A 12,787-nucleotide genomic window follows, 5' to 3' on the forward strand; every position below is an offset into this window, starting at 1 on the left:
AACCCATTGTTAGTAATTGTTTTAGATATTTTGTAACAAAATTATTAAGAAAACGTCCTATCTTTATATTGTTCAAAAATTAGCGCATGCTTATCTATTTAAGAGTACTTAAGGAAAGTTTTAATTTTGCTATTAATGCATTGAAAAACAATAAGTTAAGAACATTTCTTTCGTTATTGGGAGTTACTATTGGTATATTCTCTATTATTGGTGTGTTAGCGGCCGTGGATTCTTTAGAAAAAGAAATTAAAGGAAGTATTAGTTCCTTGGATAATAGTACAATTTATCTTACGAGAATTTCTTTTGGTCCAACAGATGTTCCTGATTGGAAAAGAGAACAATTTCCTGATGTTACCTTTGAAGAATATCAGCTTATCAAAAGAAGTATGCCCGATTTGAAAGCAGTAAGTTTTTTGTTGAATGTTGGGCAAGAAACTTTGAAATATAATGATAAAAGTATTAGTAATGTAAGTATGGCGCCAGTTACTAATGACTATTACGATATCGAAGATTTACAATTGGTAAAAGGAAGATTTTTTAATGAGCAAGAGTCTGTAGGTGGAGCACCAGTGGTAGTAATAGGGGATGAAATTGCAAAAAGTTTATTTGGTGATAGTGATCCCATAGGAAAGAAAATCCGTGTATATGGAAGAAAATTCACAGTTATCGGTGTTCTGAAAAAAGAAGGAAGTGGTCTTTTTGGAGATTCTAAGGATACAGCGGCTATACTTCCTGTTAACTTAGTAAGAAGAATCTATGGAGATAATAATAAGTTTACATTTCCTATGATTATCATGAAACCAGAATCGGGAATTGATATCCCAGAATTTGTGTCTACCTTAAAACAAAAAATGCGTTCATATAGAGGTTTAAAACCAAGCGATATAGATGATTTTTTTGTAAATCAATTGCAAGGTTTTACTGATTTTATTGATAATATAACAGGAACCATGTCACAAATAGGAGGTTTTATTGGTATGTTCTCTTTGTTGGTTGGAGGTTTTGGAATTGCAAACATCATGTTTGTAAGTGTAAAAGAGCGAACTAATCTGATAGGTATTCAGAAAGCACTAGGAGCAAAGAGAAAGTTTATATTACTTCAATTTTTATTTGAAGCCGTTATTCTTGCAATTTTTGGAGGATTAATAGGATTGGTGTTAGTTTGGTTGATTTCAAAAGGAGCTTCTCAGTTTACAGGTGATTTTGAGTTTGTACTTTCATCCTCTAATATGTTTTGGGGTATGTTTTGGTCCACACTGATAGGGTTGATAGCAGGAATTTTTCCAGCATGGATGGCTGCAAGATTAGATCCTGTGGAAGCTATAAGAACCGGAATGTAATATTTACTCATTACATGAATCGAAATAGTAGGTAGATATTCATACCTAAAGCAATTAATATAAGTATTAATACTGCAATTGGAATTACTTTCATCATCTTCTTGTCTTTCTTTGTATTTGGGGTTACTACATTTGTCATTATATAGACAAAGATATAGTGAATTCATGGCGATGGAAATAGGTAAAAATACTTGATTATGAAAATAAAAGGTCGAGATTATTCTCGACCTTTATATTTAATGAGGTTTTATTAGAAAACTATTCTTTAATTATTCGCTTAGTAGTGGAACCAGTTTCGGAATATATAGTTATTAAATATAAACCAGAAGGTATGGATGTGATATCTATAGTATTTATAATATCATTTTTATTTAGTTGTTGAGAAATAATTATTTTACCTCTAACATCAAAAATTTCTATATTTTTTAAGGCTACATTAGTTACTCTTGGTATATAAATAACATTTTTAGAGGGTACTGGGTAAATGTTTAGCTCTCTTTCAAGTATCTCATCTTCAATGCTTAATAGATTGTCAAACATAATAGTAAATTGAGAAGCTATTATGTTTCCATTACCGGCTCCATCCGTAGCAACATCTGCAGCTATATCAGCTGTAACTGTACCATTTGCAATAGGAGTAATATCAAAAGTGTAGGTATCTCCAGATCCAGTAAAATTAGTGGCATTTCCATTTCCTATAGTTACATCGTTAATATCAAATCCTGTAACAGATTCACTAAAAGTAACTGTAATAGGAATAGGGTTGGCTCCTGTAGGGCCAGGACTTTCAGTTGATGTAATGCTAACTGTTGGTGCTGGGTCAATAATAGTTACGCTTATATCAGATGAGTTCGGGCAAGTTCCTACAGTGGTATAAGTTACCGTATATGTATTAGGAGTTGAAGCAGATAAATCAATTTCTCCTGTAGAACTGTTTAGAGTTAACCCTGTTGTAGAGGCAAAGCTACCTCCGGTTACACCGGTAATTGTTGGAGTAGGGTCAGCATCAGTAGTTAGATAAGAAGAAGCAGTGTAGCTAAAGGTTGCATCATCCAATGCATTGATAGTTACAGAAGTATTCGATGAGTTCGGACAAGTTCCTGTGGTTGTATAAGTAACTGTGTATGTGTTAGGAGTTGAAGTAGATACATCAATCTGTCCAGTAGTAGTATTGATACTTAAACCAGCGGTAGAAGAGAATGTTCCACCAGTTACTCCAGTAATTGTTGGAGTAGGATCCGCATCATCTACACAATAAGTGCTTGTACTATAATTAAAAGACGGATCATCCAGTGTATTGATGGTCACCGATACATTCGATGAGTTCGGACAAGTTCCTACGGTGGTATAAGTTACCGTATATGTATTCGGAGTAGATGCTGATACATCGATTTGTCCAGTAGTGGTATTGATACTCAATCCAGCAGTAGAAGAGAATGTTCCACCCGTAAGTCCAGTAATTGTTGGAGTAGGATCGGAATCATCTACACAATAAGCGTTTGTACTATAATTAAAAGAAGGATCATCCAGCGCATTGATAGTTACCGACACATTCGATGAGTTCGGACAAGTTCCATTAGTGGTATAAGTTACCGTATATGTATTTGGAGTTGAGGCAGACACATCAATTTGTCCGGTAGCAGTATTGATACTTAAACCAGTATTAGAGGAGAATGTTCCACCCGTAAGTCCAGTAATTGTTGGAATAGGATCCGCATCATCTACACAATAAGCACTTGCATTATAATTAAAAGACGGATCATCCAGCGCGTTGATAGTTACAGAAGTATTCGATGAGTTCGGACAAGTTCCTGCGGTGGTATAAGTTACCGTATATGTATTGGGTGTAGAAGCCGAAACATCGATTTGTCCAGTAGCAGTATTGATACTTAAACCAGCTGTGGAAGAGAATGTTCCACCCGTAAGTCCAGTAATTGTTGGAATAGGATCCGTATCATCTACACAATAAGCACTTGAACTATAATTAAAAGACGGATCATCCAGTGCATTGATAGTAACAGAAGCATTTGACGAGTTCGGACAAGTTCCTGCTGTAGTATAAGTTACCGTATATGTATTAGGAGTAGATGCTGAAACATCAATTTGCCCTGTAGAGGTGTTGATACTTAAACCAGCAGTAGAGGAGAATGCTCCACCTGATACTCCTGTAATTGTTGGAGTAGGATCCGCATCATCTACACAATAAGTACTTGAACTATAATTAAAGGATGCATCATCAAGATTATTCACTGTAACGGAAACAGAGCCACAAGATCCTGGTGTTACACAACCACCTTCTCCTCTAATAAAGTAAGTTGTTGATGGTGCTGTAGGAGTCACTACAATAGAAGAGGTAGCTGTTGTACCAACTTGTGTTCCTCCGCAAGAACCAGTATAAACTACCCATTGAGTAGCATCGTTTAAACTTCCAGTGATATTTAATGTTGTTGTGCTACCATTACAAACCGTTGTAGGTGAAGCAACTATTGTCGGTGTGTCAGGATCAGAGCAGGATGAAAGCGATGTGAAATCACAAAGTGGAGGAGATTGGGTATATGGATTATCATTGTCAGTTTCCCAATTAGAACTTGTATTTAATAAAGTTCTTAAAGTAGCAACATCTGTGAAATTGGAACAATTTGCGGCAGTCAATCTTGCATTATCTACTTCTGGGGATATAGAAATAGAGTTTGTTCCATCAGTAAAAACAGACGGTTGTGCAGATGTAGTAGTTGAAGATGCATCTGTATCCCAACCTCCATTCATTTGAATAGCCGCAACGAAGCCGGTTTCATCTCCAATAGAAGGAACATTCGCAGGGTCATACGCAAATATTTGATCTCCACCAACTGCAAGACTAAGTCCAGATCCGGATAGAGTGCCTGCAGAACTTCCATCTTGATCTAATGCCTGAAATGGACTACGTGAAATAACAATCTGAGTTCCTGTTCCATAATTACTGCCAAAAGTTAGTGTAAAACTATTTTCTCCTGATCTAAATCCTCCGGTTGCTAACCATCCGTTTTCTGTAAAACCCAAAGATTCTCCAGAAGAGACATCTCTTAATAAGATTATTGTAAAACTGTCTTCTGGAGTAAGGGAATTATCCGAGTTGTAAGCTGAGAAAGCAATATCACCTAAAGAGAATTGGGAAAATGCGCTTATACTACTAAAAATAAAAAGGGACAATATGCGCGCGCGTAGTTTTGATTTCATGGTTAATATTTTAAAAGTTAGCGTATTATAACCCTCTTAATTTAGTGAATTTAAATTTACATATGGTAATAAAGTTTTTAACTTCTACTCGGATAAATACCTTGTAAACAAATTATGAAATAGGTAGCAAGAGAAGGTTGTAAATTATTAAAAGACTGTCCTGCTCCTGTATTTTGTGTGTTTATATTTCCCGTAACTGATGCCCTGAAAGGAGCTAAGTTGCTATCGATAGCGTTGCTAGGACCATAAATATTGGTAGTTACGGAATTATTGGAGGAAGCAACTGCTAATACGTTTCCATCTGATTCATCTAGTGTAGCTTCATCATTTATTGTTGGGATAGATACGGCAGCATTTAGTACATTAGTAGTTCCGTCAACGGTTACCATATGATGGTGTGGTGGTAAATTGCGACTGGTTAGTGTTGTAGTTTCTACACCGGTCTTTTGGCCTTCTCGATAAGTAGATAATCCAGGTCCGCTTCCTGGTCCAATAGGAACACGTCCTCTAAGATCTGGTAAAGCAAAAGTAGTTCTTCCATCACCACCATAAGTGATTCCTATAATTGAAAATAAAGCTGTGTTTTGAGCTACAGGTAATAATTGTCCTTCACAAAATGCCCAGGATCTTGGTGCAAAATTACCTGCAAACATTCTGATTTCTCCTATAGTTCCCTCCATATGTTGTTTTTATTAGTTGTTATTAATGATTGATTTTAAAGAATAATCTGTTGTGTTGTTTTTAATGATGTTGTAAAACAATGTCCTTTGCGTACGCCAAGATGTACATATTTTGAACCTGATAAGATCCCCGCGTCAGAACTGATCATATTGATACGAAGAACTTTTCCATATTTGCAACAAACAAATAGTCCTTCTTGGGGATGAGCATGTATAATTTCTCCCGGAGTTTTTCCTAATAGCGGAATATGATAATCTACTGGTGATACTTCTAAGATTTTAATAATACTCCCTTGGTAATAACTTATAGCTCCTCCATATTTTGGATTGCAAGCATTGATGAGTTGCTCGATTTCATCTGCAGTCTGGTTTTCCCAGTCAATGGTAATGTCTTTATCTGTTGGTTTTTTTTGGTAACATATATTCGTTTCTGATTGAGGCTTTAAGTTTTTCGGATCTGTAATGAGTTCAATTGCTAGTTTTGTGATGTTTTCCAGCATATTACTCATTTTAGAATTGACCATACCTAAGGTTTCTCCGGGTATCAGAGCAACGGATTGTTCTAATAAAATTTCACCTGTATCCCAGTCTTCATCTATTTGATGAACTGTTATTGTTGTTTGTTTTTGTCCTTTTTTGATAGACCAAAAAACCGGATCTGCTCCCCTGTTTACGGGTAGTTTGCCGAAATGAATATTTAGAAATCCAAACTTAGGAATAGGTAAGGCTTCTTTAGGAATTTTGATAGAAAAACCACAAACCAATACTAAATCTGGTTCAATATCATATAACCATTGTAAGAATGTATTCTTTATATTTTTTTGGTCTACAACGAAAGTGTTATAACCTTCTTTTTGAATAGAAGTTAACCAGAAATCTTTTTTAGGATTTAGTACTAGTGATTTTTGAAAACAAACAGCATTAAGGTATTCTTTTTCTGTTAAGAATTTATATACAGTAAGGCATATAGGAAAGCTTCCGATTAGTACCGTTTTCATGATCTTTTGTTTTTATAAGCTGCCATATTCCAATGAATTCTGGGGATTTTAATCATTGAAGTGTGTTCCAAAATCACCAAGAATCAAATCTAATCAGGGGATCACAAGGAGTCAATACGTAGAAATACCTGATTTATACAAATAGAAGAGTGAATTTCTAAAAACTTAAGAATATAATTTTTGTAAACTGCTTCTAATAAAGATAGTATTAATGGAATGATTTTATGTCTAGATTCGCTTCAGAAAAGTTGAAGAAAGATAGTGATCTTCTACTTTAAATAGAGACATTTTTTTTCATAGTCAATAACTGCTTTCCCTTTTTTTAACACATCGGCTCCGATAATTCCATCTACGGGTGTAGCATCATGTGCCGTTAGTGCTGTGTTAACATGGGTTAAGTCAAAAAGAATTAATGAAATGTTTTTTCTGGACCACTTGCCCAATTGTAAGCTGTTCTTTTTGGAGAGTTGGGTATGCATATCTGTAGCACCAGCACCAGCAGCCTTAACATCACTTTCTTGGGTAAAAAGGTTAAACTTTTCCACAGCATCAAAGCCTACACAAGAATTAGAAGCTCCCGTATCAACAATAAAATTTCCTTCTACGCCATTCAAAAGTGCTTTTATTTCGAAATGGTTGGTTTTTGTATAGTCAAGTTTAATCCGGTGATACTCTTTTTTGAGTAAAAATTGGCGAAGTGTGGTCATTTTAATTTTCGTCTGATCAGTAGCAAAAGTACTATAATTATAAAAAATAGAATGCTAATAATTATCCAATGACTTTTTGCTACAGGATGTTCATAAGAACCATAGTATACAAAGGAAGCCCAATAGTATGGAGATTTTTGTGCGTTGGTAATTTTTTTAGAGGTCAAATACTCAAGTTTTGCAGTATACAAACTATGCGTTTTAGAATGCTGATCTTTTAGGTTTTTATAGAAATAATGCATTAGTTGCGAGGTGGTTTTGTCATTAACCTTCCATAAAGAGAACAGTGCGTTTGGTACTCCCGCATATTGAAATCCTCTTGCAATACTCAGTGGTCCTTCGCCTTTTGCTACAGCGCCTATGCCCGTTTCGCAAGCGCTTAATACAACCAAATCAGCATCTAGTTGTAAACCGTATAATTGGTTCACTAGTATGTTTTGATCTGTAAATTGTATGGATGCAGGTCTTGCAAAACTTCCTGATGCTGCATGAGTTGATAGGTGTAAAATTTTATGATCTTTTAATTGATCTATAAAATTAGCATAAGTAGCGTCTTCGTTTTTCAAAAAAGTACCATCGAAATGTTCTTCAATATGTTTTTTTTCTTCTATAGAAAAAGGTAGTTCTAAGTTGGTTTTTTGGAAAATGGGAAATATGCCTAAAACATTTTTCTTGGAATGTTTGCTATTTATAGTTGTAAGATATTTATTGATAGAATTTTCATAAGTAATGATAGAGGACTTTACTAAGAAAGGCATGTTCTCAAAATTGAAAGCAGCGGTTTCTTCTTTCAATAAAGCTTCAAAAGGAACGAAATTTAGAAGTCCGTCTGGTATGATTAGTAACTTTTCAGAATTTGGGATTTTTAAACTTTTATATAAATTAAAACTAGCTTTGGAAAAGCCATTCACATCATTAGTGATATTTGAAGCCTCCTCGAAATATCGAATATATTCTCGAATACTATTTTTCAAAATTGTATTCTTTTCAATTTTGAGAATGCTGAGTGTTTTGCTATTACCTGTAAACTGATAAATGTTATTTTTTCCGAAAAAATAAGAAACTAACAATAGCTTGTCTTCTTTTAGTTTTTGATGAAGTTGAGGAACGGAAATAGTTTGTTGATCAGGAATTAGATCAGGATATTTTTCCTGTAGTGTTTTTGATAGTTCTTTCAGTTGTATAGAGATATTTGAATGCTGCTCAGTCCAATTTTGGATTTGAGAAATATTTGCCTGATCTTTTTTAAGTTTTTCCTTTAGAATATTGGTTTCGTAAAAAGCTAATTGAATATGAAATTGTTTGTTCTTTTTGATCAAAGAATCATTTTGGTATTTAGATAAAAGTCTTTTGGATACTAAGGCTTCATTTACAAAAGGAGCCTTAGAATTTTCTGAAGCATTGAATGCCTTTTGTATATACTTAATTTCATTGGTTTTTTGGTATAACGCGTATAACAGCTCAATGTAGTTTTCAGTTCGATTTCTGTTCTGACCATGTTGCATAATCTTGGTGCTTTGTAGCGGATATGCAATATTTAATTTAGAGTTTACTATAAAAGCTGTTTCTAACGATTTTATTGCTAAAACAGGCTCATTTAATTGCTCATAGGTATATGCTTGAATATCTAATGCTTTTAACAAAATTTGATCAGCAACAAGTGTTTGTTTTTTAGGGATAGCGACTTCGGAGTCATATCTGGGTAGTAAAAGAGAATGGATTTCTTTTAAGGATGCTAATGCTTCTTTGTATTCTTTTTTTGAAATGAGGATGTCTGTATAGGCTAATTGCCACTTTGCAATATCTCTGGCAGATACATTGGATTGGTCTAATAAGAGTCTTTTTGCAGTTGATAAATGTTGCTTTGCAGCCGTTGCATTATTGTTTTCTAGTGCAATAAAAGCTAGAATTTTATATGCGTTTACTTGTTTAGGGTCAATAGAAAGTACTCTTTTTGTAAGTTTTTCAGCTTTTGTGATTGCTCCTTTATCCAAATAATTTGTGGCTAAATTGGTGAGAATATTTGGATTGTTAGGCTGTATCTTTTCTGCTTTGTGTAGAATCTCTAGTGCTTTGTCATATTCACTTTGATTATTGTAGTTAATGGATAAATTTGTAATGGCTGAAATTATTTTTGAGGTGTTTCCATTTTGTTCAGCAATGAATAAATAATTTGTAATGGTACTTTCTGCTTTTTTTAGGTCACCGATTTTTAGATATAAATTTCCTAGCGGTTGCAAACAGTTTTCAATAATATCATAATCCTTTAGGTTGTTTGTATTGAAGGTTTTCCAAGCTTTTTCATAATGTATTATTCCTGAAGAGATATCATCATATCTATTGTAGTAATATCCTAAATTACTTTGTACAATCACCCAGGCAAGAAGGTCTTCTTCAGAAGATAGTTTCGACTCTTTGGAGGAAGTGATGTTTCTAAGTTGTTCTAAGTTTTGGTTCGAAGGTTTTTCCAGGAAATTATCTAATTGATTGTATAGAAACTCTGAAGTTTTTGAGATGTCTTGTGCATAATTGACTGATCTCCCAAAAATGAGTAGCAGTATGAAAACTGTCTTTTTAAAACTTCCAAATCCCATACAATTGAATTTGAGAATTTGGTTCGTTAAGGTTGTACACATATCTAACACCTACGCTTGGACCAATTCTCACGGTTCCAAGGTTCATTCCTATAAAAACACCTGTTTGTAAATTGGTAAAGCTGTCATCAATTTCAGTAGTATTAAAAGAATCTAAATCGGGATTAGGGATTATTTGATTAACGTTTTCGAAGACGGTAAAACCTTGACCAGTAGTTTCCTGATCATTTGTTTTTGTTACATCTAATTTTAATTGCACGCCAGCTTCCATAGCAAAGAAATTGGAGAAATTATAACGATAGGATGCCGGTACTGCATACACAGAAATATTGGTAAATTGATTAACCTCAGAAAAACGGATTAAGTTTACATTACCTGTAGGATCGGTAGTTCTTGTTTCAAAATTTCTTGTTTCGTCATAAGAGGAAGTGGAGAACATCAATTCTGCCTGATAATATCCTCTATAAGATTTAAAAGGAGATAAAGTTGCTCCAACAAAATATTCACTTTGATTATCTAATTCTGGCACTGTAATATATCCTACTTTTGCTCCAATAGAAATTCCAGGCATAAAACGAGTGGTCGCATAATTCGTAATAATGGGTTCATTCTTGTCAAAATAAATGGCAGTTCTACTTTTTGTCTTTTTTTTATGAAAGTTTTTGCCAAATTTCATAGAATATTTTACAAAACCTTTGGTGGAGTCGATTTCAGAAACATTCTTTTGCTCACTTCCTGGAAGGTAGATTCTGTTAAACTTAAATATAATTTTGTCCTTTTTTAAAATAGTATCTAAGCAACTGTAATTTACCTCTCGTTCCTTTGGACAAATTGGACATTCTGGGTACATATTGTCAATTTGTAATGTGGATTTGTCAAACATTTCAGGCGTGTCTACCTCTAATCTTATGGTATTCGCAGGTCCTTCGCCATTATTCTGAAAGCGTACTTTAAATTTTAATCTTTTAAACCGTACTAGGCGATAATTCATTAACCAGCCATTAGATGACATTTTATTAGGGTCGTGAGAAGTAACAATTTCCATTTCGGTATCCTTTACCGTATGATCGTCAAAATTGCTATCCGGAACATAAACACTTCTTAACGTTACAATCGCACTTGTGTCCTTAATCATTTCTGGAGTGGTTTTTAACGTTCTGAAAATATTGCGTTCTTCACCGGGTTTCATGTTGTCAAACTCAATAATCTGATAATTTCTATAGAGTGCTTTTGATTCTTCTAACGTAAGTGGAAGGTTTTTGCGTTTTGTGGTATCCTGTACAAAAAGAGTTTTCTGAGAGGATGAGTAATTACTATTAGATGCTAATAAAGTGTGGTCATTATTCGATTCAAGGTTCATAGAAATAGCGTCTAACGGAATGATACGTTCACCATGATGTAGTCGAGTATCTTCAATAATAAAATTACCATTTTTGAACTGTCTGTCATTGTAAAACAGGTACATTTTTCCACTAGACACATAATTATTATTGTTTTTATAACTCGTGATAAATACCATTTCCTGATTAGGAATTGGTTCTCTGTTTCTTCTTAAAATAAGATCTTCATCTTCTAAGAAAGATGTAGTGTTGTTATTTATAGAAGCCTCATCGGTTTGATCAGTATCATCAGTAATAGTCACTGATTTGGGTCTACTGGTTGGAGGTTTTCCATTGTCGTAATTATTAGTAGCCCATAGCTTTACTTCGTAAGAACCCTTTTTTTTAAAGGAATTGGTTGGATTTTCTTTAAAACTATAATTACCATCACCAAATTCCCAATAATAGGAATAGAAGGCTTTTGGTGCGCCAGCTATTTGATTAAGTGGAGGCATTGTTGCACCATATCTAACCTGATTGCCTTCAATTTCATATGATATTGGAGCGATTCTAGGAATCGTATCATATAATGCGATTTGTCCTGGACAGAAATAGGGTAATAGTATCAGAAGTAATAAAGCCGAAAATCTGTTCATGTTCTTTTGTTAGTGTTAATAAAGATAAACAAAAAGTTATATGCGATATATGACTATAATTAGTCAATAAAAATTCCGGAAGGTAAACCTCCGGAATTTTTTCTGAAATTTGCTGTAACCCCCATTACCTAATTCGCATATTCCAGTGTGAGATTTATTTACGGGAGATCGTTTATTAGAGCTACTAATCCCGTTTCGGTAGTAGTGCTTGTTGTTTCAATTGTTTCTAAGTGATCTTCTTCGATGGTTGTTTCCTGAATCGCATATACGTATTCATCGTTCTGAACGGATACAAAGATGATGTGTACTTCTAATCCTATTGGGATTAATCCATAATGTTCAGAAAACAGTTCTGTTTCTGGATCGTAGATGTCTAGTAACGCTAATGCAGTTGGTTCTCCATCATAGGATACGTATACATTGCAGTTGGTATTATCGAAACCTTCTGGAACATCTACTTGTAATATAGTTTTAGGTCTTGGGTCATTATACCAACGGTCGATGTTTGTCCATCCAAAATTGCTTATAAAACCTCCATAACCACTTACACCTTGTCCATTAGGTCCTTCTCTTTGCATGGGCTCCAAACCTCCTTGTTCCTCTTCTTCCCATACAATATCACATTGCATTTCATCTCCATCACAATCATTATCCTGCCCATTAAATAATCGCATATCATCATTAAATTCATCTGCTGGAGCAAAAAGCATAAAATCGTTGGCAAGTTGCAGTTGTTCTCCGTTTTGAGTTGCGTTTACATAAAATTCTCCACCAGAAACCAATGTTTCTATATCACCATTAGGGCGTTTTCCGTTGGTAGGCATTTTAGTAAGTAGCATTTTTGCTTTATCGTAAATTTCAATCAATTCAATAGTAACGGTTCCGGTAACGGGACTTCCGCTATCATCTACGATACTATTTGGAGGAAAATAAAGGATCGTACCTTCTAATCCATAGATTTCTCCAGTTCCACCACCATTTAGTGTAAAGGTTTGTAGCGCTTCTTCTCGATTTTCTGTAATCTCTGTTTCTAATTCTAGTCCTCCTAAAGTAGGACTAGCTAAGATAATGTCATTATCATCATTTTTGCTGCAGCTTGCTAATAGCAGTATTACGAAACCTAAAAATAAAATTTGTATCGTCTTTCGGTTTGCATGCTTACTATTATTAGACAATGCAATTGTTCTACTATTGTTTTTCATTTTTTTCTAATTTTAATGGTGCTTTTTTAATTATTACACTTGTTGTTTACATCTTCATATCAATACCTCTTGTTT

At 34.2% G+C, this 12,787-nt stretch carries 8 protein-coding genes; 1 reads left to right on the forward strand and 7 read right to left on the reverse strand.

What is annotated here, in order from left to right; all coding sequences use genetic code 11:
* The first annotated feature begins 86 nt into the window (after positions 1-86).
* On the forward strand, positions 87-1,340 hold the full coding sequence (locus ABD077_RS06480; RefSeq protein ID WP_343911541.1) for an ABC transporter permease: 1,254 nt from the start codon (positions 87-89) through the stop codon (positions 1,338-1,340).
* Positions 1,341-1,598: 258 nt separating this feature from the next.
* Here ABD077_RS06480 and ABD077_RS06485 read toward each other — a convergent pair whose 3' ends face one another.
* The 7 genes from ABD077_RS06485 to ABD077_RS06515 all read right to left on the reverse strand — a co-directional run bounded on the left by ABD077_RS06485 (position 1,599) and on the right by ABD077_RS06515 (position 12,712).
* Positions 1,599-4,556 (reverse strand): T9SS type A sorting domain-containing protein, encoded by a 2,958-nt coding sequence (locus tag ABD077_RS06485; RefSeq protein ID WP_343911542.1) that lies wholly within the window; start codon positions 4,554-4,556, stop codon positions 1,599-1,601.
* 77 nt (positions 4,557-4,633) lie between these two features.
* The gene (locus ABD077_RS06490; protein WP_299894818.1) at positions 4,634-5,236 is read right to left on the reverse strand and encodes a phage tail protein; all 603 of its coding nucleotides are present in this window, start codon (positions 5,234-5,236) and stop codon (positions 4,634-4,636) included.
* Positions 5,237-5,271: 35 nt separating this feature from the next.
* Positions 5,272-6,234, reverse strand: a complete 963-nt coding sequence (locus tag ABD077_RS06495) for a methionyl-tRNA formyltransferase (protein ID WP_343911543.1) — start codon at positions 6,232-6,234, stop codon at positions 5,272-5,274.
* A 269-nt stretch (positions 6,235-6,503) separates the two neighbouring features.
* Complete coding sequence (locus ABD077_RS06500; protein WP_343911544.1) at positions 6,504-6,941, reverse strand: retropepsin-like aspartic protease; 438 nt, start codon at positions 6,939-6,941, stop codon at positions 6,504-6,506.
* Positions 6,938-9,535, reverse strand: a complete 2,598-nt coding sequence (locus tag ABD077_RS06505; protein WP_343911545.1) for a CHAT domain-containing protein — start codon at positions 9,533-9,535, stop codon at positions 6,938-6,940. The genes ABD077_RS06500 and ABD077_RS06505 overlap by 4 nt, the downstream gene beginning before the upstream one ends.
* Positions 9,516-11,510, reverse strand: coding sequence for a PKD domain-containing protein (locus ABD077_RS06510; protein WP_343911546.1), 1,995 nt, complete (start codon positions 11,508-11,510; stop codon positions 9,516-9,518). Before ABD077_RS06510 ends, ABD077_RS06505 begins: the two co-directional genes overlap by 20 nt.
* A gap of 158 nt (positions 11,511-11,668) precedes the next feature.
* Positions 11,669-12,712, reverse strand: a complete 1,044-nt coding sequence (locus tag ABD077_RS06515) for a hypothetical protein (RefSeq protein WP_343911547.1) — start codon at positions 12,710-12,712, stop codon at positions 11,669-11,671.
* Between the last annotated feature and the right edge of the window lie 75 nt (positions 12,713-12,787).

Source organism: Aquimarina litoralis, from assembly GCF_039523995.1.
Taxonomy (GTDB): domain Bacteria; phylum Bacteroidota; class Bacteroidia; order Flavobacteriales; family Flavobacteriaceae; genus Aquimarina; species Aquimarina litoralis.